The sequence below is a fragment of the Sporolactobacillus caesalpiniae genome (assembly GCF_040513385.1).
In the GTDB taxonomy this organism is placed as follows: domain Bacteria; phylum Bacillota; class Bacilli; order Bacillales; family Sporolactobacillaceae; genus Sporolactobacillus.
On record NZ_JBEVCB010000002.1, the window covers coordinates 231,431 to 255,172 of the forward strand.

Consider the following 23,742-nt stretch of genomic DNA (forward strand, 5'->3'; position numbering starts at 1 on the left):
CCGCTACTTATTCCCATCATCGTTTATCGCTATATAGTGTATTGCTATTCTGCCACTTTTTTCGACTCATGTCAAACATTAGAAAAAACATTCAACTGCCCAATGAATCGATTGGACTTTTTCAGTGGCTTCTCGCTAATCCCGCAGAGATTTCGCACCTGTGCGTTTTTATAAAGAAAGGCACTTGCGACATGAGTTGCTCGCAAGTGCCTCTTCTTACTCATTCACTTATTCTGTAGTAACCTTGATTTCTCCATCTACTTCATCAACGTTCATTTTCTTCGCGTTGTCGTGATCGAGAAGCAAGTCGGAAATTTTATCCTCAACTTTTTCCTCAAGTACCCGGCGCAGCGGACGTGCGCCAAACTCAGGATTGTATCCAAGATCGGCAAGTTTCTTCTTCGCCGCATCTGTAACCATCAACTCGATGCCCTGTTCAGAAGCAGCTGCGCGAATATCGCCAAGCATCAGATTGACAATTGAGAGCAGGTCGTTTTTCTTCAAGGAATTGAATTTGACAATCGCATCCAATCGGTTGAGAAACTCAGGTTGGAAGTAGTCCTCGAGCTGTTTAATCATGTCTTCCTGGCTGCTTGTTGCTCCAAAGCCGACCGATGCGGATTTGTTCTTAATTCCGGCATTGCTCGTCATAATAATTACTGTATCTTTGAAACTAACTGTTCTGCCTTGGCTATCGGTCAAACGACCATCGTCGAGAATCTGTAGAAAGATGTGCATGACATCCGGATGCGCCTTTTCAATCTCATCCAACAAGATAATACTGTATGGTTTACGACGTACTTTTTCAGTCAGCTGTCCGGCTTCGTCATGACCAACATAGCCCGGAGGCGCCCCAATGAGACGAGACACAGAATGTTTCTCCATATATTCACTCATATCAAGCCGAATCATGGAACTGCGATCACCAAACATCTCTTCAGCCAATGTCTTGGCAAGCTCCGTTTTTCCGACACCAGTGGGTCCAACAAAAAGGAATGAGCCAATCGGACGCGTGGTTTTACGGAAACCCGTACGGTTGCGCCGGATTGCGCGTGACACTTTTTCCACCGCTTCATGTTGAGCGATTACTTTGGCGTTGAGTCGGTCAGCTAAATTACGCATTTTATTCTGTTCATCAGATTGCAACTTACGTACCGGAATTCCTGTACGTGTCTCAACAATTTGTTGAATAAGTTCAGCGTCAACAATCGCATCTTTACCTGTAACCGGCAACTCAGAACCATTTGATTTGATCTTTTCCAACTGCTCCAGCTGTTTCTGGTATGCGTGCTCCTGATCACGCAAACGTGCTGCTGTTTCAAATTGTTCGTTTTTGGTTGCTTCAGCTTTGGCAGCAGAAATTTCATCGATTTTTTTCTTAACGCTCTCTGTATCTACCGGGGTCAGATTTAAGTTTACCTTGGATCCTGACTCATCCATTAGATCAATTGCTTTATCCGGTAAAAAGCGATCCTGTATATAGCGCGCCGATAGTGCGACACAGGCCTGAATCGCTTCATCTGTATAGTGGACATGATGATAATTCTCATATTTTGACTGGATACCCTTCAAAATTTGAATGGTCTGTTCCTGAGTCGGTTCATTGACCAGTACCGGTTGAAAACGACGTTCCAAAGCAGCATCTTTTTCAATTTTACGGTATTCATTCAATGTTGTAGCGCCAATGATTTGCAACTCACCACGAGCGAGGGCCGGTTTCAAAATATTACCTGCGTCCATTGTGCTTCCTTCTGCTGAGCCGGCACCAACAAGTAAATGAACTTCATCAATGAATACAATACAGTTCTTCCGTTTTTGAAGTTCTGCCATTAACTGCTTCATTCGCTGTTCAAATTGACCTCTAATCCCCGTCCCTGCAACAAGAGAAGCGATATCGATCAGATATATTTCCTTATTCGCTAGCTTTGCAGGTACTTTTCCTTCAATAATTTTCAATGCGAGTCCTTCAGCGATTGCCGTTTTACCAACACCAGGTTCGCCAATAAGAACCGGATTATTTTTATTCCGTCGATTCAACGTTTCAATGACAAGTTGGACTTCCCGTTCACGACCAATAACAGGATCTATTTTTCCCTGTCGCGCTTCTTCAGTCAAGTTCTGTCCGATTTTATCAAGAAAACCTCCCCGACGACCACCGTTGCCGCCACCAGGTGTTTTTTCATGCAACCCATTGAAATTCATTCCATTTTCCTGTGCTGTATTTTCACCGGAGGCCATTGATGGTTGAATCAAGTTTCGAAATAAATCATCAAACGGCGACGCGCCCCCCTGAAAAAATGAAGGCATAGTAAAGTTATTTTTCATTTTCGAATAGCACTCCTCACATAGATGAAGGTGTTTTTGTTGTCCATTGATGATGACATTCATCTCTACCACCGCTTGGTTTACTTTACATTCATCACAAAACATAAGATCAAACCTCCTTCAGTTTGATGTACTGTCAATTTAGATCTAAATTATTTTGACCTTTTCTGACCTTATGACTATATTATAGTCTGACCTTCTTTGACTTTCAAGTATAAAATAAAAAACCTTTGCGAAGTTTTCACTCGCAAAGGTTTTCACATATCACTATTGCATTATTATTTCACGATCATAACTGGGCATTTTGCGAGTTGAAGCACTTTATTGCTGACGCTCCCAAGAATCATTTGTCCAAAAGCACCCATTCCTCTATTTCCCATAATAATCAGATCTTTTTTGGTATCGTTCGCATAGTCGCAAATTTCTTGTGCCGCAATGCCATAAAGGTGCTTTTTGCGAAAAACAGCAGATGTACCCTTAGTTGCTTTTTCGATGGTGTTGTCCAGCATCTGATTTCCTTCTCTTTCTTCAACCTCTTTAACATCCGCATCCAAAGACGGACCTACCATGGAATAGAAAGGGAAGTAGACCGGAGAAGGGCTCACGTAAAGTAATGTAATCTCAACATCTTTCTTTCCGGAAGCGATAGAGACTGCTTCCTGAACCGCACGAGCGGCAGGTTCAGAACCATCAACAGGAACAAGAATCTTAAACATACTCACCACCAACCTTTCCAAACTCATTAGATCAATCATTAACTACACTTATACTATACCACTTATCAATTAAATGTAAGCGCATTTTCGCATGGAATTACACCATTTTATGACATTTTTTCTACTTTTTCAGAATTGAACAAACAGTTTCGACTGGTTCACTGAACAAAGAAGCTCTAAATAAGAAAAACCGAGCAAAAAAGCGCCCGGTCCTTACTTCCGCAGGATGTGATGACTTCCGCTAAACGCGGTTTTGAATCATCAAGCTTGTCTTGAACAAACAGTTCTAGTTCATGAATCATTTTGATCCTTGATTAAGTAACGTGGCCGGAATAAAATAAGCGGAGATCTTCCGGCTATTTGCATCATGATGCTTGTTTTACAGGTAAATAAGGGTAATTTTCCGCTTATGCACGGAAAAACCCTCTATTTTCACGTTTTTCGATGCGATAAGCGGAATTTTTCCGTCTATTTAAGCTATTTTTTCATTCATTTTCTAAATAAGCGGAATTTTTCCGTTTATTTCTTAGATTGGGCGGCTTACCCAATCATCCATCCGAATCTTATGACCATATCGTCGTACCGGCAAGGCAAAACGATATACTTTCCCTACTTGTAAAAAAAAACTTCGCCTAAAGTCAGGCGGAGGTTTTGATAATTATTTAAAAACAGTTTTAACGACCTTTTCTGAGGAATGGCCGCTCTCAAGCGAGCAGAATTTCTGGAAAAAAGCGTCGAATCGATCTGATACGGTGAATCCTGAAGCAGCAATGTTTCGAATTGCTTGAATCACTTCTTCTGATGTCAAAACAATTGGACCAGGAGCCTTTTGTTCAAAATCAAAATAAAATCCGCGCAAATGATCGCGATAATCCTCGATGTCATAGGTGAAGAAAATCATCGGACGCCTTAAGTTGGCGAAATCGAAGAACACTGATGAATAGTCCGTAATTAGCAGATCGGAAATCAGATACAGCTCGCTGATATCTTCGTGGTGTGAATAATCATACGCAAATCCCTCAAATTCAGACAGATCTAGATTGTCAGCAATTAAATAGTGCATGCGCATGATAATAACGTAGTCTTTGCCAAGTTCTTCCTGCATGCGATGAAGATCAAGATCTAACTCAAAACGGTAGCGACCTTTACCGTAAAACTGATTGTCTCGCCACGTCGGGGCATAAAGAATAACTTTTTTATTCTTAGGTAATCCAATTCGTTCCTTAATCATGTCAATTGTTTCCTGATTATTCTTCTGATATAAGAAATCGTTACGCGGATATCCGGATTCAATCATTGTATTTTCAAATCCAAATGCACGGGCAAAAATTTCTGATGAATAAGCATTCGGTGATATCAGGTAATCCCATCTGGCGGATTCAGCAAGAAAATTATGTTTATATTTTTCAGTATTGGTGCCCGGCATATGCACTTCTTCCATATCAAGTGCCAATCGCTTCAGCGGCGTGCCATGCCAGGTCTGAAGATATACTGTATGCTTTGGCTTGGACATCCACAACGGTAGCCGAACATTAGTCACCCAGTAATTTGCCCGAGTCATAAGCATCAGCCATTTTAACGAGAAACGTTTAACATAGGGCAGTTGATGCTGCTCGAAGAGATCCGTATAGTTGGCGTTAGCACTCCAAATCAGTTGATATTCTGGACAATGTTCACGCATATACTCGTAAATAGCTCGAGGATTACAACTATACTGACGCCCAAAGAAGCTCTCAAACATGACTAAATTTTTCTTCATTGGGAGATGTGACAGCATCTGAAACGTACGGTGGTAGAGTGCGGTAAATGCCCGGCTCTTCTTAACACGATTCATTCCCCGTCTCGCTTTGCCCTTCAGTGCCTCCTTGATCGTGTATGGTGCAATACGGAAAGCAAGACTATGATTGCGATTGCGCTTCACAATCAAACTCTTCTTCATACCGTTGAGTTTAATGATATGCCGCCCGGTAATCACCTTTCTCCTAGCAAGGATACGGACCGGTCGTTCTGAATATAACATTCCATTTTTCTTATGGGTGAGTTCCAACCTGAAATACATCAGCATCGGTTCCGCTATATCAGCAAACTGACTCGCAATCGGCTTCAGATCAATCACTAGGGAGAAACCCGCCCAATCGTAGTTTCTCCCTACAGACTTCGCCTCTTCAGTCAAATCCGGTCGTTCAACATTCTCTGCCCGCCATTCGGCGATGACTTCTTCCTCGCCCGTAACAAGCATCACCTTTTTTTGGATATCCGGCTTCGCTAATACATCGGAGAATGGAAAAACAACGTGCCCTTCGAGTGAAAGCATAAAATTTCTGCTGATCGCTGCCCGATCAATTCTCGCCATAACATGCACTTCTTCAATACGCAGCGAAAGGCCTCTTTTCTTCGTATAAAAGGGAATGAGCATCTTGTCCAGTTCTTCATCATAAAGACTAAAAAGATCAAGCGATTGAAGCGGCTGAAGTGCGTGCAAACGGATAGTTAGATGAAAAGCGTCTTCCAGCTCTTCACGCTCTGCAACAGGTACTTGATCCGTTTGTGCTTCATCCAGTTCGGCATACACTTGATCCAACAACGGTTTGTCAACGGACACTGAAACGAAGAAATCCCAATAATCTCGTTCGAACAACCGTTGCTGAATCGGGCTAAGCGAGACTTCTGTCTTGGCAATCCAATAATCATTTTCATCCTTATTTACAGAATTTATTGGAAATGTGAATGATGTATCACCAAAGCGGTCGCATAGCAAAAGCTCCATTTGCTTTATGTACTTTTCATCTGCCATCGGATTAATCCGAATCGTAATCGTCCATTTCTCCGGATTTGCTTCAAAAAACGTGATCCGTGGTTTCACTATTTTTTTTATTTTTTTCTCAGCTTGTTCACTGATCATTTCCCCTGTTCCTCCTAGATATAGTAGGATCTATCCATTTATTTCAATTATTTTCTTCCTAGGTAAACCGAATCATTCACTTTAACCGACGAAGTTGAACCCTTCAACCAGCTAATCACTTATTTAAACAACAGGTTAAATAATCAACTACCTGGCTACTGGATTGACCTGTAGAATAGCGATTCCATTTTTCTGAAAAAGCGGCGATTTGATTCAAATCAAATACGTTTCGCTTTATTATTTGAACCACTTCTTGGGTGGAATACGCAATCGGTCCGGGAACCACCTTTATATAATCTCCCCATAATCCTCTACTTCTTTCATACGCACTAAGATCGTACGGAAAAAAGATCATCGGCCTTTTTAATAGTGCGTATTCAAATGGAATAGACGAATAATCTGTCACCAGTAAATCTGCACCAAGTAGCAGTTCGTTCACACTGTCCCATTCGGATCCGTCAATCACAAATTTTGGGTTTAAGCCGCTAAAATCCAATTTTCCTCTTTCGGCAGGATGAAGCCGAAGCAACAAAACATACTCATTGCTCAGCTCCTTTTCCATTATTTTCAAATCCAGTCCAAAGTTGTCTTCTTCCATCGGATGATCTCTAAATGTCGGTGCATATAAAATTATTTTTTTTCCTCGCCGCAACGGCTGCAGAGATTTTATCATCTGCTCTTTCTTTGTCAAGTCAAAAAAAAGATCGGTTCGTGGAACACCCAAATGAACAAAATGGGTTTCATCTAAACCGAATGACCGCATGAAAATTTTCTCCATAGCATCGGAACCGACTACAATTTTGTCGAAGTGCCGATATACGGCTGTAAAGCGAACTTGCGCACGCGCTGATCTGAGAGCAACTGAACGGTCTTTTAAGCCAAACGTTTTAAACGCTCCACAAGCATGCCAAAGCTGTATACATGTAACTTTTTTTTTGAACGTCGAAACAGACAGAAAACCATAGTAGTTATCAACAATAACAAGTTTCGCCGTTGCAAGATGGTATGCGGACCGTATCATTAAAAGTACATTAGTAGTCTCAAATGGGATCACCAACTCACCCGTTTTTGTAAAATGGGCAAGTGTCGCTTCACCACGGCAAAGAAAGACAACGTCCGTTTTGATTTTTCTATACATCATTTCATCATAAACAAATTGAACGTTATCTGTATAGGAACAGACAAACACCACTTTGTTTCGCAATGAAATGCTTTTGCAGATCGTAAATATAATTTTGAAGAAGAAGAGATAACAGTTGATCAGAAGTTCCTTAGCCATTTTTTACAGAGAACAAATCATGTTTAATCTTTGTCGTAGAGATACCTACCGTACGCGGAAGATAAACGACCTCACAATAGTCCTTAAGAAAATCGAATTTTCCCTTCCAATCGTCGCCCATAACAAATACATCCACGTCATTATTCTTGACGTCGGAAATTTTCTGATCCCAATCTTTTTCCGGAATGACTTCATCAACATAACGAATCGCTTCGAGAATCAATTTTCTATTCTCATAGCTGTGATAAGCTTCTTTATGTTTCACCGCATTAAATTCATCTGTTGAAAGACCGACAATTAAATAGTCGCCGAGTTCTTTCGCACGTCTCAATAAATTTATATGCCCATAGTGCAATAAATCAAAGGTTCCATAAGTTAAAATTCTTTTCATTTTAATTCGCTCTCCTTAAGTTCATAGTGTACATAAACTCGTCAAATCTCACTTGATTTCGATCGATTAACGATGTGCCTATTCTACCCCAACAGGTACCTCAAACAAGTGAAAATCGTGAAAAAGATAATTTGGAAAATACTCGCCCATTATAGTTCCAAACAGACCTTAATTCAAATGCACATATGAATACAAGCATTCTACATTTTGCGTCTCTAAATGTCAATGAGCGCGTTGTATTTACGCTTTAAACACCCATAGTTTACTCAAAATGAAATTAATGCTTAATCCAATGGCTGTACTGATCAGCTTATTGACATAAAGCGGTAAAAATAACATGCTGTGCATCGCAAGCAAGGTGACCCCTAATACAGCAACATTCAGCACAACAAATCGGATTATTCGTGAGAAAGATCGCTCAGATTCAGCAAATGTAATTTTTGAGTTCCACAGGTAACTGTTCAACATCCCTGCTCCATAGGACGCAACTTGAGCTGCCGCATAAAAAGTGGAGAAAAAATGTGTAAGCAGGAAAAAGACAATAAAATCAACAGCCGTATTGCTGACTCCGACAAAACCGAAAATGAACGCTTGCTTGACCCAGCGCCATTTCGAATGCTCTGCGTTTATCTTTTTTTTAGCTGATATTTTCCGGATATGGTCGCTCATGGGACAAAGTTTCCTTATTGTTATTTTCATCATACATCGTATTAATCTCAATGGTATATCGTGGTCTTTTTTTCGTTTCAGTAAAGATCTTACCAATGTATTCGCCAATTACGCCGATCGCGATCAGCTGCATACCTCCGATGATCCAAATTGATAAAATAAGAGAGGTCCAACCGCTTATCGTATGATCCATCAGCCAATTGAGAAACGCATAAACTGCGATTCCGCCGCCAACCAAAACAAGCAGGAAGCCGATGCTCATGACTAATTTGATTGGTGCAATACTAAACGAAGTGATTCCATCGACAGCAAATTGAATCATCTTCTTCAATGGATACTTTGATTCACCTGCATAACGTTTCTGGCGATCATAATAAACTTTAGTCGATCTGAAACCAAGCAGCGGGATGATGCCCCGAATAAACAGGTTTTCCTCTTGATAGCGCATGAATTCCCGCACTGCTCTTCGGCTCAGCAATCTGAAATCTGCGTGGTTCTGAACTAAGTTGACCCCCATCTTCGCGATCAGTTTATAAAATGCAAGTGCGGTATATTTTTTGAACAAGGTATCTTGATCGCGTCCTTTTCTCACTCCGTAGACTACATCGTAACCCTCATAAAACTTGTTGATAAAGGTGCGAATCGCTCGGACGTCATCCTGCAAGTCAGCATCAATGGTAATCACACAGTCCGCGCGATCGCTCACCGTTTCAATACCCGCAATCAATGCATTTTGGTGGCCAAAATTTCTGCTCAGCTTTAATCCACGAATTGCTGAGTCAGCTTCGCTTTGAGTACGAATCAGTTGCCACGTCTTATCTGCACTGCCATCATCGACAAACAGAATAAAGCTTTGACTGCTTATTATTCCTTCATTAACCAGAGATTCAAGAATTTTGGTCAACACTTTTATCGTCTCTGGGAGTACCGCCTCCTCGTTATAGCAAGGGACGACAATGCTTAGTAGCGTTTCTTCGTTCATAACACCCGCCATCTTTCTTTGACTGAATACCGACTTTTCGATCACTCAATAGTCACGTATTGGATTACGATTGTTAGTATACAGTAGCATTTTGCTTTCGAAGGCAAAATGAAATTCTTTTCATATGATCTCTGCCAAATTTCAATTACTGATGACGTAGCACATTAATAGCTAAACCGGACCAGCTCTCCATACGTTCAAAAGTTGCTGGTTCGGATAATTCCGGCAGCGTCTTCCAGCTGCCTTCTAGTTTATCCTTCTCACGCACAGCTACTTCGGCATTATCAGGCAAGACCACAACAACAAGAACGCCGACATGAACCTTGCCCACTTCCGTCTCATCATCATTAATGATACCAATCGTTTGAATCTTTGCCCCATCTGCGTTGCTGAGGATCAATTCCTCATTAATTTCCCGATCTAAATTTTCCGCGAGAACCTGCTGAAAATCTTCCGCATCCTCTACCCTATTCATGTGGCCGCCCACACCAACGGAAAGTTTGCCGTAGAGCCGTTCTTCACCGCCGCCGCCTAAACGCCTGTATGTAAAATAATGATTATTCTTCTTAAGTACAGCGTAAGGAATAGGCTGCTTATACGCCGGATTTTCCTCCGCGTCGCCACGCCGCATCACCGTAAAATAGTGGGACATTCGTTTTTTTAATTCTGCAACAGAATCTTCTGCTCGCTCCGTTCCCTGAAAGAGTAAACTATCCACACCTTGGCCGAATAGGTCACTTCTTTTGACCACAATGATTTGTTCATCCATTTTTCCCATAACTATACCTCCAAGTCACATTCTCTATCACAAGGGTGGGTGAATTGCTTGTACTTGTCAAGTTGCTTCATTGAAAAAGATCTTTGCGTCTATTTACCCAGTGATTCACATGTACTGAATGGCACTATATTTTCCTTATCCGCTCACATTTTCAGTCGTTTTATAAGGCAAACGTACATCTGCAAGGATTGGGCGCTTTATTCATTACCAAATGTCCTTGAGCAACATAGTATATCTTATCACGTGATAAAGGAGTGACTTGAATGGGCAACTTTGGTTTCGGCGGATATCCGTCAAATGCTCCATATGGTGGTGCTAGTGAAGGCTGCGGCTGTGGCGGCGGCTATCCATCTTATCCTGTAGGTGGCGCATCCTGTGGCAGTGGCTTTGCGCTAATCGTCGTATTGTTCATCCTGTTAATTATCGTTGGCGCTGCATTTGTTTGCTGATTTAATGAAAGGATTATGAAAATACCCGGCGGAATCTGTCCGTCGGGTATTTTCTATACATAAACAGAAGAAATATAATTTGACCGGAGTTTCTCGTTCAAAATCGTCCACCATTCATGTATAATGAAAGAGTAACACTTGATTATCTAACTGGAGGTGACACCTGAGCATTGACGACAATGCTCAGGACTCATTTGGACGATACCATTGGTATATTAATCGTCATTTTTTTAATTGCTTTAACCGCTTTTTTCGTTGCTGCAGAGTTTTCGATTGTTAAAATCCGATCAACTCGTTTAGATGAACTCGTCAGGCTGGGCAACAAACGTGCCATAGCATCTAAGAAAATTGTGGATGATTTGAATGCCTATCTGTCAACAACACAGCTCGGTATTACAGTAACCGCACTCGTGTTAGGCTGGATTGGCGAACCCGCAGTCGCACATCTTTTCAATCCCGTTTTTCAATTATTCGGATTGAATGCTGCAATGATTCATACCCTTTCCGTTATTACCGGCTTTATCCTGATCACATTTACCAGCGTCGTGCTAGGAGAATTGGCGCCTAAGGGGATTGCAATCCACAAAGCAGAGCAAATTACTTTAAATATCGCTTACCCGCTCATTTGGGTTCACCGCCTGCTCTTCCCGTTTGTCTGGCTTCTGAATGAAATGTCTAATTGGGTAACTCGCATGCTTGGTATTAAACCGGAAGATCGCCATGACAGCGCCTTAACAGAGGGAGAGTTACGGCTGACTTTGGCCGACAGTTTTAAAAGCGGTGAGATCAGTCAAGGTGAATTGCGCTTCATGACGCGTATTTTCGATTTTGATGAACGAAACGCTCGAGAAATTATGGTTCCACGAACAGAGATTGTATGCATTTATAAGGAGGATGCTCTGGAAGAATCTCTCCAAACGCTGCATAACGAAAAGTTTACCCGCTTCCCTCTTGTCGAAGAGGATAAAGATCATGTTGTCGGCATGATTAATATTAAGGATATGTTCACCGATGTACTGAATAAGGATCTTCAGCCTATGGAGCATTATATTCGCCCCATTCTATCTGTTCTTGAGACGACGCCTATCCGCATGTTGCTCGAACGCATGCAGAAAGAAAGCATACACATGGCGATTCTGACCGATGAATATGGAGGCACATCAGGACTCGTTACCGTTGAAGATATTTTAGAGGAAATCGTTGGAGAAATTCGCGATGAATATGACGAAGCCGAAGAACCGTTAATTAAACGAATAAGTCCGGATCAAGCACTCGTTGATGGCAAATTACTGATCTCTCACGTTAACCGGCAATTTCAGATTGATATCGAGGAAGAAGGAATCGATACGATTGGTGGTTGGATACTGGCTGAAAAACCGAACGTTGAAGTTGGTTCGACTTTAAACTATGATCACGTGACTTTTGAGGTTACTGAAATGGACGCACATCAAATTCGAAAAATCATGATCACTAAGATCAAAGCTTTAACGAATAATTAAAAAAACCGGGCAAAGAGCGCCCGGTCCTTACTTCCGCAGGATGCGGTGACTTTCGCTAAATGCGGTTTTGAATCATCAAGCTTGTCTTGAACAAACAGTTCTAGTTCATGAATCATTTTGATCCTAGTAACGTGGCCGGAATAAAATAAGCGGAGATTTTCCGGCTATTTGCATCATGGTGCTTGTTTTACAGGTAAATAAGGGTAATTTTTCCGCTTATGTACGGAAAAACCCTCTATTTTCACGCTTTTCGATGCGATAAGCGGAATTTTTCCGGCTATTTAAGCTATTTTTTCATTCATTTTCAAAATAAGCGGACTTTTTCCGTTTATTTCTTAGATTGGGCGGCTTACCTAATCGTTCATCCGAATCTTATGACCATATCGTCGTACCAGCAAGGCAAAACGATAAACTTTCTTTAAACTTGGCTTTGCCAAGCCTCTGGCGAAGGCAAAGTCTTAGTTGTGCCAGACATGGCTAAATGTCGGGTGTTCACAGGACGTACTTCCGCAGGATGCGGTGGCTTCGATGTTGATCACAGGAAGTGAGTGCCGTTAATCGAAGATCCTTTACTTTTCCGGCCACTTACACGCGTTTCCATTAATTTTTTATATACTTACTGGTGTTAAGATAGAATTTTTCATTGTTTAATAAAAAGAGAGGTGCCAAATTAATGGCCACCTCTCTTTTTTATTATTCTCTATTCTGCTCTTCAACGATTTTTCTTAGATGCTTAGGCACATCTAGTTCATAGAGGCTGCGGTAACGCGGTGAATCTTGAATCAGTTGTTCATGCGTTCCTCGCATACCCACGTGACCGTTCTCCATGAAAATAATCTGATCCATGTTTTCTGTTCCGGTCAGATGATGCGTTACCCAGATTAGTGTTTTACCGTCAAGCGTATCAAAAATCTTTTTCAGCAAATCGCGTTCAGTGATTGGATCCAATCCGACGGTTGGTTCATCCAAAATAACAACCGGTGCATCGCGTAGTAAAATACGTGCCAACGCAACTCGCTCCTGTTCACCACCAGAGAAAATCGAGCCCGCTTCATGCATTTGGGTATGGTATCCCTCCGGCAGCTGCTCTATTAATTGGTGTAAACCAACCTTCTTGGCTGCCTGTACAACATCACTAAAGTTTGCCTGAGGGCTGCCAAGTGTAAGGTTGTTCAGCACCGAAGTGTCAAACAAATGCGGGTTTTGACTGAGAACAGATATTTGTTTTGATCGGTTCGCCCCGATCTGGTGTGCCAGTGTTCCATTTAACGTAACAGTACCCTTGTTCGGAATAAGTGTCCCATAGATTAAATGTGCGAGTGATGATTTGCCTGCACCGCTTCTTCCAATCACAGCGAGCTTCTCTCCCTGTTTCAGGCTAAGCGAAACATCGCTTACCGACCAGTCGTCGTCTGCTGCGTAGCGAAACGAAACATGACGCATAGATATATCAATTTTCTTGAGCGGCTTGCTCCAGCCGTCAGCCGTCGTCTGCTGACTAGAACCGGAGGACGGTTTTATTTCTTCCAATCGATTTATCGCCTGTTCATATTGAGGCAAACGTTCGACCGCTTCTGAAAGAGGAACGAAAGCCTCGGAGATCGAAAAGATGACCAGTGCGAAGGCTGCAATTAAGGTTGGGGTCATTAAGCCTTCATGCGCAAGTCGCCCCGACCAGAGTACCAAAGCGATGACGCAGATTCCGACCAGCATTTGAGCGATGAAATTGCGCCATTTTCTAAAGGAATTCAGAACGCGCTCCTGCGCCCTTGTTCCTTGTTCTAATCGTTCATACCGATCAAGGAAGCGCTCCTGTCTTCCAGACATCATCCAGTCGGCAGAACCCAATACCGCGTCTGTCAGCTGCTCATAAAGTGTATGCCGGCTTTGTGAAATACGCCGATACCTCTTCCGCATCCATAGTAACGACACAATTGGAAAAACAGCAAGCAAAATTAATAGATACAGCGCCATGAAGAAAGCAAAACCTAAGTCAAAAAGTCCAAGCGTCGCGATCCAAAGCACATAAATAACAAAAGCAATTCCCCCAGGGATCACCGTTCTTAAAAACAGATCTTGAAGATGCTCAATATCTTCTGACAGTACACTAAGTATGTTGCCGGCTTTATATTTCGATTGGATAAATAGAGCAGACGACTCCAATTTTTCATAAAGATGCGCGCGCATTTCCGAAAGAATTTTTAGAATTGTATTATGACTTGCGAGCCTTCCCGTGTAGTTAAATACTGCTCGAAACGTACCAAATGTTCGCACGCCGACAATCGGCACATAGATCATTAATATATTTTCCGGTCGCAAAGCCGCTTTTGAAATCAAGTACCCGGATGTAAACAGCAATCCGGTCGCGCACAGGATCGCTAAAAGACTGAGCACTGATGCAAGAAGCAAGCCCCTCCAATGCCTTCTCACAGAGGGAAGCAGCCATTCATTCATTAGATCCCCTCCAATTGAGAGCGAACCATGGCGCGATAGACACCATTTGTTTGGATAAGTTCATCCTGATTGCCCGTTTCTGCGATCCGACCATTATGAATCACCAATATTCGATCCATTTGCTCCATCCAGTGCAGCCGATGGGTCGCAAGTATAACCAATTTGTTCTCAAAGAGCTGAAGCATGGGTTCCTTGAGCTCATATTCAGTTTCAATATCCAAATGCGCCGTCGGTTCGTCAAGTAACAGAATCGGCCGTTCACAAAGAAAAGCTCGCGCCAATGCGACACGCTGCTCTTGACCTCCACTCAATTGTCTGCCCCCATTGCCAATTCGTTCGTTCATCCCTTGCGGAAAACTGCGAATCAGCAAATCTAATCCTGCCGCTTTCGCAGCCTGACGAATCTGCCGTTCTGTCGCTTCCGGACTGTAAAATGCAATATTATCTCGAAACGATGCACTGAACAAGTAAGGATGCTGTGGAATATAAGTTACTTGCTGTCGCCACTCATTCGATGCGAAACTTATCGTTTTTCCGTTCATTTTAACGGTTCCCGAGCCATTTTTTATAAATCCACTGACAAAATCAATTAATGTCGATTTTCCAGCACCGCTTGGTCCGATAATCCCCACCTTCTCAAATCCGGAGAAGGTGACCCTCAAATCCTTAAGTGCCGCTTTGCTCCCATCTTCATACGTCACCGAACAATTTTCAATTGCCAATTTCGCTTTGTCCGACCAGTAATCAGGAGTTGAAAAATGTTTAGAGTGCGGTGCCTCAACGCCATTTTTTTGCGTATACACACTCAATTGCCGCGCAGCCTCCTTGCCATCCAGCGTCGCGTGATAATCCTGACCCAATTCGCGAACAGGCAGAAAATATTCCGGAGCAAGAATCAGCACAATCAATGCCGGCTCAAGCAGAATATGACCATCCACCAACCGAATTCCGAGCGCTACCGCGACAAAGGCTATGGATAGCATGGTGAAAAAATCCAAAGCAAAGGATGAAAGAAAGGCGAGTCGTAAAGTGCCCATAGTCATGGTACGGTATTTGTCGCTAACACGGTTGATCGTCTGTTTATGGAGCTTACTTATGCCTAAATAATAAAGTGTCGGCAACCCCCTTAATGAATCAATGAAATGATTGGATAGAACGCGATAAGAGGCCCAGCGGTCATCCATCTTTTTCTGCGCGGCAAGTCCAAGAAGAATCATAAAAATAATCAATACCGGCATAGTAAACAGCAAAATGATACCGGACATCCGATCTTCCCAAAAAACGTAGGCGAGAATCAGTACAGGAATAATACCGTTTGCCGCCATTTTCGGAATAAACAATTCGAGGTAATTTCGTGTTTGGCGCACCCCCTCAACTGTGAGTGACACCAGCGCGCCCGTTCCTTCCTTACGTGCTGATTTGGGGCCAAGTTCAAAAAGCTTGCTGAGAAATGATCTCCTTAATGCCGAACTCGTGCGATCCGCAAAACGATAACAGATTTGTTTAATGATAAACACTGTACTGTGTCTGGAAATCAATACAACGAAAAAAAGGAGCAGATCAGAGCTTACGCTCGCAATCTGTTTCCCTAAAAAAAGGCCGGATACTGCCCGGCCTAAAAATACTGCTTGAAGAATGATGCACACTCCTTGGATAACGGTCAGTAAAGCGGTTAGCGCAAAAAGAGGCTTGGCGCCTTTATAAGACAACAGTTCCCGATCCATACACAGGCTTGGCAATGACTCCGACTTGTTGCCACGAAGGCCAAGCACTCACTTCCTTTCCTATTCTTCTCTCAGTATTCCAAATGTTCGTCTTTTGAAACTCTCTTTCTAAATACATAGTAACTCCAGATCGAGTATCCGATAACAAACGGCAACAGGGTAACTGCCACAATGGTCATAACGGTTAGTGAATATGAGCCCGACGCTGAATTGTATACAGTCAGGTCATAGGCCTGTTTGACATTACTGATCATCAATCTCGGGAACAAACCAATGAATAATGAGCTGATTGTTAACAAAATAACTCCCGCGTTCATTCCGAATGCCCAGCCATCCCGCTTTTTACTCAAGAATACGACCGAAAGAACTAATGCGGTCACATCAAGTACGTAGATCGGGTACAGGAATACGCCTCGCTTTGCAAATAGATCGGTCACGAAGAACGTAACAATTACAAAAGCAACCGCTGCAACTGCAAGAACCCAAAATATTTTCTTCGCCAATGCGCGGGCACGTGTTTGAAGATCATCAGATGTTCTCAAGCAAATGAAGACAAGACCGTGATAGAGGCAAAGGAGTGTAATCAATACACCTCCAAGAACGGTATAAGGATTGACAATACTCATAAACGTCGCATGCATATTCATATTTTTATCAATAGGGAGTCCATAGACGAGCGTTGAGAAAACGACACCCCATAAGAACGGACATAGCAAACTTGCGATGAAGATTGCCCAATCCCAAGTACCTGCCCATTTCGGATGATCTACTTTCGCTCTGTATTCAAAAGCAGTACCACGCGCGATTAGAAGAAGGAGAAGGAATACGAGCGGGACATAAAAGCCGCTGAATAACGTTGCATACCAATCTGGAAAAGCGGCAAACATCGCACCGCCTGCAGTGATCATCCACACTTCGTTCGCGTCCCAGAATGGTCCGATCGTGTTAATCAACATTCTTCGCTCCATCTCATTTCGAGCGACAAAACGGGTAGCCATCCCTACGCCAAAATCATAACCTTCAAGAAAGAAGAATCCGATAAACAAAACAGCGATGAGTAAAAACCACAATTCATTCAGTAACACTATGATAACCCTCCCCATCAAACGGATCATTTGATTGAACCGTCGCCTTAGTGTTCAATGAAGGTCCTTCTTTAAATGTCCGCACAAAAAGGTAAACCATAACGACTGCAAGAATCGAATACATTGAAATAAAAGCGATAATTGAGAAAAGCAGTTCTCCTGCGGAAACATTAGGTGAAACACTAGCCGCTGTCTGCATAAAGCCGAATACGGTCCATGGCTGGCGGCCAATTTCCGTCATAATCCATCCGGAAGTACTGCCAATGTACGGGATGGCAATAGAAGCTACCATAATACGTAAAAACCATTTGCTTGTTAACAATTTCTTTTTCCAAATGAGGAACACGCCGAGCATTCCGAGCACGCAGAGCAAGCCGCCCATCACGGTCATGATACGAAAGCTCCAAAATGTTGTTTTAACCGGTGGAATATAGTTTCCCTTTCCGTATTTCGCAACATATTTTTTCTGAAGGCTATTCATCCCTTCTACGCTGCCGCTAAATTTGCCATAGGACAAGAAACTTAATAAATAAGGAATTTTTATTTCTCCTGAATTTGTGTGATTCTTTGCATCAATTTTTGCGGCGACCGTCCATGGTGCAGGATCACTGGTATCTTCCCATGTCCCCTCACTTGCAGCCATTTTCATTGGCTGTGTTTCCACTAGATATTGTGCCTGGGTATGGCCAAAAAGTGCTAACACTACCCCGGAGACGAGCCCGATAATAATGGCAAGCTTAAACGATTTTTGAAAAAAATCGACTTGTCTTTTCTTCAGCAACGCAATCGCACTGATTCCGGCAACGACAAAGGCGCCGGTGGCAAATGATCCGAAAATCGTGTGCGGAAATTCAACCCATAATTGCGGGTTTGTCAAAAGCGCCAAAAAATCATTCATTTCCGCTCTTCCATTATTGATATGAAAACCAACCGGATGCTGCATAAATGAGTTCGCGGTCAGGATCCATAGCGCAGATAAACTTGTTCCGGCCGTAACGAGCCAAATGCAAGTAAGATGAACTTTTTTTGACAACCGATCCCATCCGAACAGCCACAAACCGATAAATGTAGATTCCATAAAAAAAGCAAGCAAAGCTTCAATAGCAAGAGGTGCACCAAACACGTCGCCCATGAAACGCGAATACTCCGACCAGTTCATGCCGAATTGGAACTCTTGCAAGATCCCTGTGACGACACCAATCGCAAAGTTGATTAAAAAGAATTTCCCCCAAAATTGTGCCATTTTCTTGTAGATTTCATTGTTTTTAACAACGTACATGGTTTCCATAATCGATATCATCAGTACAAGTCCAATAGACAGCGGAACAAAAAAGAAGTGAAAAATCGTCGTTGCCGCATACTGGAATCTTGCTAAACTCAAGACGTCAAACATACTCTCTCCTCTTTTCAAATAGATGACATACCTGAACGCCACCATTTATCTGTAAAAATGAAATTCGTGTACCCTGATCTGACCGAAACCTCAAAGCACAAAGTGTAACAGATGTCACATTCCACTTATTACTTTACAACTTCCCTAACACACTTTACCCACTTGTTCATGACAATTTTGTGAACATTTTGTGGCGCATTTTTTTCTGATTTGTGACAAAACACGCATACGCCATTAATTAAAACACATTGAATACGCAAAAAAATTCGGCATTTTTGCCGAATTTAGTGGTTTTCTATCATAATAGGCATTTGATTCGTCTAAAAAAGGTAATTCTACAACCATTTCGTTTTATTTTCCAATTTCAAATCAATCTCTTTTGTTGAAATAAGCGTTTAATTGTCCACGAATCATGCGTTCTTTAAGCTTATTGTCATATCGTTTGCTTTCTTTTTTTTGCATTTCTTTACGCAACTCGGAAGTCTGCATGCCATCTTCCATTTTATTGGCTATATCCATAAGCATTTCAACATCGGAAAAGGAATATTTTCGATTTCCTCGCTCTGTTCGTTCCGGAAAAATCAATTTTCTTTTTTCATAATACCGAATTTGCCGTTCACTTAAACCGGTTAGTTCGCACACCGTTCCGATTGTGATGACTTTTTTATAAAGATAAGCGTCTTTTTGAGAATGTGTCGCCATTCATTCATCATCCTCTCTTCGCAAATAGGATACATCAATCGCGCATTTCTCTTGTAAGATAATATTACATCACAAATATATTTATGGCAATAACCGTGTAAGAATTTATGACACATATCTGGATTTAAGGACATGAACTGCGTAAAATAATAGAGTGAATTAATCAATTTTCAACAGTCTATTCACGCCATAGGAGGCATTCCAATGGATCAAGAGAAAGCAATTACTTTAGCTGAAAAAATTATTCAATTAGATTTGAAACGTGATGAGTTATTTGAAGAACTAATTGCTGCCTGCGGCAATGATGCCCTCGAACTCTTGAGGCATGTCCAAAACGTTAACCAATTATCTTATGAATAGTCATTGGTTTACGAAGAAATCTTACGGAAAACAAAGGGGTGTGCGTGATGACCGATACACTCACAAAAGGTTACGAAAAGAAAAAAAACGACCTCATTGGCAAGCTACTCGATCTCGGTGTCTTCAAAACCAAGAATCGCCAACTTTACGAACTTTCCTTAAGCGAACTCGAAGATACGTACAGACAGCTTCTGCAAGGAAGCTAATATATAATAAATTTATCGATAGAAAGCCGGAGGATCTAATCCTCCGGCTTTCTCCAATTCACATCTGTGAATCCGGAATCCACATGACGTCTTCTAAGCAGAGATGAAGCATCCACGGCCATGCTCCGTAGCCTGATTGGATGTTGATATGTCCCTTTCCCGGCAAAATCAAGCAAGGAATATGATAATCGAAATACTGCTGCAATTCTCCCTGAGGAAGGAACGGATCATTGGTTGATAAAATTAAGAATGATTTCTGCGCGATGGTTCGTAGGAGAACCTTGTTCGTCGGCAGCGGGAAAAATTCCTGAATTTCCTCCTGCTCTAATTGATTGGATGGTGGACAGACCATGATTAATCGATCAACTTTTCTGGCGTTTTGCTGAGATGCATAATGAATCCAAAGAATACATCCCAGACTATGTGTAATTACGACCAGCGGACCATCATCTGGGATCTCGTTGATCGTCTCATCAAGGCAGTTCAGCCATGTTTCTTTGTCCGGGTGATCCCACTGTGGAAATTGAGGAAACCAAACCCTCTTTTCTCTTTTTCTTAATTCGCGGGTCAGCCATTCCTGCCAATGTCCATCAGTGCTGCCTCCAAGCCCATGCAGCACAAGGTAACTCGTCATATTCTGCACCTCATCAGTCATTATGCATATGTAATTCATTGATTGAATCGTAGATTGCGCTAAATACTTGTCTCATTATAACATCAAGTGAACTACATCGGCTACTTGCGTCCTGATCTTCTGGGAGAATTGCTTACTTACTCTTGTTTTTTAAACCATGGTCAGAGGTTACAACTTCTTTACCAAGGCTTGTCCCAAGCTATTTTTTCATTGCTTAATTATAGCACGTGCGTTCGTTCTCTGATTATTATTGAATCCGTACCTAACAAATTAATGGAGACCAGTCGATTTAACTGGTCTCCTCTATAAACAGATCAGGAGAACCAGATCCGTTTAGTGCTCTTTCGTTTGTGAGATACGCTTTTCTTCGTCATCCCTAACGCGGTGCGCAAGACGGCTTGACGCATCGGCCGCAATGCTTGCGATCAGGTCATCAAGGAATGTATTTACCTTCCCATGCTTTTCCAAGTCAAGGCGACCGATGATCTTCGGCTTAACTTTATCCAAATAGCCAAAGGTTGTGGCCGCGATACTGCCAAAACTAGAAACCGCTCCTAAGGCAATGGTTTCATCAACTCCAAACAAACCTTCATCCTGATCGACGAGTGATTGTAACGGTTGAGACAACATATTTTTCTCTGCAAGTCTATCGAGTTCAATTCCGACAAGAATCGCATGCTGAAGCTCCCGTTTCGCAAGAACAGCTCGAACATTCTCCACGCAATTCTCCAGCGTCAAGCCTGACATAAATGGTTTCTGCAAATCCAACACAATTTCAGCAATATCCTTGATCATGACTCCGCGTTCTGATAAGGCTTCTTCAACAGCTTTTGCTATAGCATGTGAAGTCACTCTTTTTTTGTGTGCAGAATAAAAAGTTGCGCCTTCCGGCAATCCCGGCGCATAAGTCATACTTTTCGAAAAAGGTTGTTCATTCATCTATCATGTCTCCTTCCAAAAAACAGCTAGAAATAGAAAGACCGGCTTGGATCATGGAAATTTTATAGCCTTTCAATGATGGATTCAAGCCAACATATCTGCGTTTCTCCGCATCTATTGCTCATTTAAGCGGCGCAGTACGCCTGACTCATTCTATGCAGAAAATAGTAAAAAAATGACTAACATTCCATAAATACACGAATTCGATACAGATCCACTCAATGCTGCAGGGTGCGATCATTATGAACTATCGTTCAATAAAAAGTCTGCACGGTTATCATAGCGTAATTGACTGCGCGCAAGCAAGGATGACCAGAAAATATCAGCAATTTTACCGTTCAAACGAATAAAAAGATTGGCTTGCCCGCAAAATAAACCGAGATTGTCAATACGGCGGTTGATACGAAAGGTGGCATTAAAATGCGTGAACTACTCTCGATCGTTATTGAATTGAGTGTCGGCTTATTTGCATTGCTTCTTCTCACAAAAGTGATGGGCCGAGCATCGATGTCTGAATCTACACCATTTGATTTCATTTCAATGATCGTAGTCGGAGACTTTGTCAGCGACGCAATCTACGATCCGCACACTCATGTGTATAAAGTCATCTTCGCCATTTTATTTTGGGGTATATTAATCTACATCATTGACTTGATCACTTTAAAGTTTCACCAATCACGAAGATTTTTTGAAAGTGAACCTGCATTAATTATAAATAAAGGCCAGATCGACCGAAAAGTCATGAAGAAAAATAGGGTGGACATGAATCATCTTCAAATGCTCCTTCGTGACCGCAATATTTTTTCCCTTCGCGAAATTGAGTTTGCACTATTGGAACCGAACGGAAAGGTTTCTGTGATGAGAAAGTCCGACTATGAACAAACAAACCGCAGCGATTTAAATATCGCTCAAAAATCAGTCTCCATTCCGATCACATTAATCAGTGACGGCGTTGTACTTACTAATAATTTAAAGCGAATCGGCAAAACAGAGTCGTGGCTCAAGAGCGAGCTGAAAAAACACTCCGTTCACGAACCAAAACATGTAATGATTGCCGAATGGCGAAGCGAGGATGGACTATACATTCAGAAAATACGTTAATCGTTTTGTAAGTACGGAAATACATCTGCATGGCACCTAGGAATCATTTACTCGGAAGTGTGCCGTGATCGTCATCTTTGACTATGGGCTCTCGGTCTTGTTTTGTAAAAGATGTGTTCACAACAATTTCATTACCGCATTTAATTTTATACATGTCTTCACCAAAGAACACAAAACATTCAATACGTACTGAAGTCAGATAACTATGATCAATAGGGATTTGGAAATTGGTGAACGCTGTCGATTGGTCTGGGTTCAAGATCAAGGATCCTGAAGGCCTCACCCAAATTTCTCCGGTGGGATTCATATCACTCTCATCTTCCATGTCTAAAATAATCCATTGGTTCTCCTCTTGTTCACCTTCGCCCGCGAGCGCGTCCTCTTCGTGCAGGACATGTCCTTTCAACGCTGCGATATCACCAGGGTGAAAACGGAAGCAAATAGTCGGTGTACCCAATGGTAAAGATCCTGTATTTTCAATCACGACATTACCTTGAATCAAGCTTTTTTTTCCACTAAGAATCCAAGCATAATTGATATAGGAAATTGCCCGATAGTTTGCTGTACCTCTATCGCCCGGTTCGGCAACCGGTTCCACTTTTTTCCGTTCATTTTTTAATCTGTTTTCAAGAATTGCGAGACGTTTTTCATAGACTGCAATTCGCTTATCTTTATCATTTAATTCTTTCTGCACCTCACCAAGCAGACGCTCATACCCCTGAACACGGTGCTGATACGTTTCGTGCGACAGATCGGTCGTCGCACGTTGGTTCTGTTTCAATTGGGCAATCGTCGCTTCAGCCTTATCAAGTTTATCTTGAATTTCTTGGTAGCGCAGTGTGAGCGCCTCATAATCTTTTTTTAAATCAGATAATTGCTGTATCAATTTCTGATGATTCCGATTAATTTCCTTAGTCTTTTCACTCTTCTCGCTCAATTCCTCTTTCAACTGTGCTAATTTTTCTTTTGCGAAAATCATACTCTGCTCCAGTTTCAGCGCCTTATTACGATAATATTTCTGCCTGTCTTCCAGTGAAGCAATAGTCAACATGTCCTTCGAGTTGGTCATGATTGGCGCCTCCCAATAAATGTGATCACTAAATCCAGTATATGTTCAAACACCCCGTCCATTGCTTGATCATCTTTTTTATGCT

21 protein-coding genes and 1 other annotated feature (1 of these 22 running past the window's edge) are annotated in these 23,742 nt (G+C 42.0%); of the genes, 5 read left to right on the top strand and 16 right to left on the bottom strand.

All coding sequences use genetic code 11. The features are described 5' to 3' along the window. Positions 1-29, bottom strand: a binding site (T-box leader); it reaches 189 nt to the left of the window's first position. 199 nt (positions 30-228) lie between these two features. The 8 genes from ABWW58_RS04575 to ABWW58_RS04610 form a co-directional block, all read right to left on the bottom strand. After that, entirely contained in the window at positions 229-2,430 is a 2,202-nt protein-coding gene (locus ABWW58_RS04575; RefSeq protein WP_353868043.1) for an ATP-dependent Clp protease ATP-binding subunit, read from the bottom strand. 173 nt (positions 2,431-2,603) lie between these two features. Further along, the gene (locus ABWW58_RS04580) at positions 2,604-3,041 is read right to left on the bottom strand and encodes a universal stress protein (protein WP_093671622.1); all 438 of its coding nucleotides are present in this window, start codon (positions 3,039-3,041) and stop codon (positions 2,604-2,606) included. Between the two features lie 658 nt (positions 3,042-3,699). Further along, the gene (locus ABWW58_RS04585; protein WP_353868044.1) at positions 3,700-5,943 is read right to left on the bottom strand and encodes a CDP-glycerol glycerophosphotransferase family protein; all 2,244 of its coding nucleotides are present in this window, start codon (positions 5,941-5,943) and stop codon (positions 3,700-3,702) included. Positions 5,944-6,058: 115 nt separating this feature from the next. Continuing rightward, complete coding sequence (locus ABWW58_RS04590; protein ID WP_353868045.1) at positions 6,059-7,147, bottom strand: CDP-glycerol glycerophosphotransferase family protein; 1,089 nt, start codon at positions 7,145-7,147, stop codon at positions 6,059-6,061. A 67-nt stretch (positions 7,148-7,214) separates the two neighbouring features. Next, on the bottom strand, positions 7,215-7,613 hold the full coding sequence (gene tagD, locus ABWW58_RS04595) for a glycerol-3-phosphate cytidylyltransferase (protein WP_353868046.1): 399 nt from the start codon (positions 7,611-7,613) through the stop codon (positions 7,215-7,217). A 240-nt stretch (positions 7,614-7,853) separates the two neighbouring features. Further along, positions 7,854-8,282: a GtrA family protein gene (locus ABWW58_RS04600; RefSeq protein WP_353868047.1), complete on the bottom strand. Its 429-nt coding sequence runs from the start codon at positions 8,280-8,282 to the stop codon at positions 7,854-7,856. Continuing rightward, the gene (locus tag ABWW58_RS04605; protein WP_353868048.1) at positions 8,251-9,264 is read right to left on the bottom strand and encodes a glycosyltransferase family 2 protein; all 1,014 of its coding nucleotides are present in this window, start codon (positions 9,262-9,264) and stop codon (positions 8,251-8,253) included. Before ABWW58_RS04605 ends, ABWW58_RS04600 begins: the two co-directional genes overlap by 32 nt. Before the next feature lie 145 nt (positions 9,265-9,409). Further along, positions 9,410-10,042 (bottom strand): hypothetical protein, encoded by a 633-nt coding sequence (locus ABWW58_RS04610; RefSeq protein ID WP_353868049.1) that lies wholly within the window; start codon positions 10,040-10,042, stop codon positions 9,410-9,412. Between the two features lie 263 nt (positions 10,043-10,305). On the opposite strand from ABWW58_RS04610, the gene ABWW58_RS04615 reads away from it, so the two are divergent. Beyond that, on the top strand, positions 10,306-10,491 hold the full coding sequence (locus ABWW58_RS04615; RefSeq protein WP_353868050.1) for a YjcZ family sporulation protein: 186 nt from the start codon (positions 10,306-10,308) through the stop codon (positions 10,489-10,491). Positions 10,492-10,670: 179 nt separating this feature from the next. Then, positions 10,671-11,990 carry a hemolysin family protein gene (locus ABWW58_RS04620; protein WP_353868301.1) on the top strand — a complete coding sequence of 440 codons (1,320 nt, stop codon included), beginning with the start codon at positions 10,671-10,673 and terminating at the stop codon, positions 11,988-11,990. 693 nt (positions 11,991-12,683) lie between these two features. Here the strand turns inward: ABWW58_RS04620 and cydC are convergent. The 5 genes from cydC to ABWW58_RS04645 all read right to left on the bottom strand — a co-directional run bounded on the left by cydC (position 12,684) and on the right by ABWW58_RS04645 (position 19,348). Next, positions 12,684-14,444, bottom strand: coding sequence for a thiol reductant ABC exporter subunit CydC (gene cydC, locus ABWW58_RS04625; RefSeq protein WP_353868051.1), 1,761 nt, complete (start codon positions 14,442-14,444; stop codon positions 12,684-12,686). Next, positions 14,444-16,168 (bottom strand): thiol reductant ABC exporter subunit CydD, encoded by a 1,725-nt coding sequence (gene cydD, locus ABWW58_RS04630; protein ID WP_353868302.1) that lies wholly within the window; start codon positions 16,166-16,168, stop codon positions 14,444-14,446. The genes cydC and cydD overlap by 1 nt, the downstream gene beginning before the upstream one ends. Positions 16,169-16,239: 71 nt before the next feature. Next, entirely contained in the window at positions 16,240-17,256 is a 1,017-nt protein-coding gene (gene cydB, locus ABWW58_RS04635; protein ID WP_353868303.1) for a cytochrome d ubiquinol oxidase subunit II, read from the bottom strand. Further along, complete coding sequence (locus ABWW58_RS04640; protein WP_353868052.1) at positions 17,240-18,646, bottom strand: cytochrome ubiquinol oxidase subunit I; 1,407 nt, start codon at positions 18,644-18,646, stop codon at positions 17,240-17,242. The genes cydB and ABWW58_RS04640 overlap by 17 nt, the downstream gene beginning before the upstream one ends. A 369-nt stretch (positions 18,647-19,015) precedes the next feature. Further along, positions 19,016-19,348 carry a MerR family transcriptional regulator gene (locus ABWW58_RS04645; RefSeq protein WP_093671600.1) on the bottom strand — a complete coding sequence of 111 codons (333 nt, stop codon included), beginning with the start codon at positions 19,346-19,348 and terminating at the stop codon, positions 19,016-19,018. 204 nt (positions 19,349-19,552) lie between these two features. Here ABWW58_RS04645 and ykzB point away from each other — a divergent pair, with 204 nt between their 5' ends. Next, positions 19,553-19,708, top strand: coding sequence for a protein YkzB (ykzB, locus tag ABWW58_RS04650; RefSeq protein WP_353868053.1), 156 nt, complete (start codon positions 19,553-19,555; stop codon positions 19,706-19,708). Positions 19,709-19,755: 47 nt separating this feature from the next. Beyond that, entirely contained in the window at positions 19,756-19,914 is a 159-nt protein-coding gene (locus tag ABWW58_RS04655; RefSeq protein WP_353868054.1) for a Fur-regulated basic protein FbpA, read from the top strand. Positions 19,915-19,972: 58 nt separating this feature from the next. Here ABWW58_RS04655 and ABWW58_RS04660 read toward each other — a convergent pair whose 3' ends face one another. Both ABWW58_RS04660 and ABWW58_RS04665 read right to left on the bottom strand, forming a co-directional pair. Continuing rightward, the gene (locus tag ABWW58_RS04660; protein ID WP_353868055.1) at positions 19,973-20,548 is read right to left on the bottom strand and encodes an RBBP9/YdeN family alpha/beta hydrolase; all 576 of its coding nucleotides are present in this window, start codon (positions 20,546-20,548) and stop codon (positions 19,973-19,975) included. Between the two features lie 333 nt (positions 20,549-20,881). After that, on the bottom strand, positions 20,882-21,487 hold the full coding sequence (locus ABWW58_RS04665) for a phosphatidylglycerophosphatase A family protein (RefSeq protein ID WP_353868056.1): 606 nt from the start codon (positions 21,485-21,487) through the stop codon (positions 20,882-20,884). 420 nt (positions 21,488-21,907) lie between these two features. Between ABWW58_RS04665 and ABWW58_RS04670 the strand changes: the two genes are divergently transcribed. After that, the gene (locus tag ABWW58_RS04670; protein ID WP_353868057.1) at positions 21,908-22,588 is read left to right on the top strand and encodes a DUF421 domain-containing protein; all 681 of its coding nucleotides are present in this window, start codon (positions 21,908-21,910) and stop codon (positions 22,586-22,588) included. A gap of 43 nt (positions 22,589-22,631) precedes the next feature. Here the strand turns inward: ABWW58_RS04670 and ABWW58_RS04675 are convergent, their stop codons facing one another. Continuing rightward, complete coding sequence (locus ABWW58_RS04675; RefSeq protein WP_353868058.1) at positions 22,632-23,657, bottom strand: GumC domain-containing protein; 1,026 nt, start codon at positions 23,655-23,657, stop codon at positions 22,632-22,634. Positions 23,658-23,742: the final 85 nt, after the last annotated feature.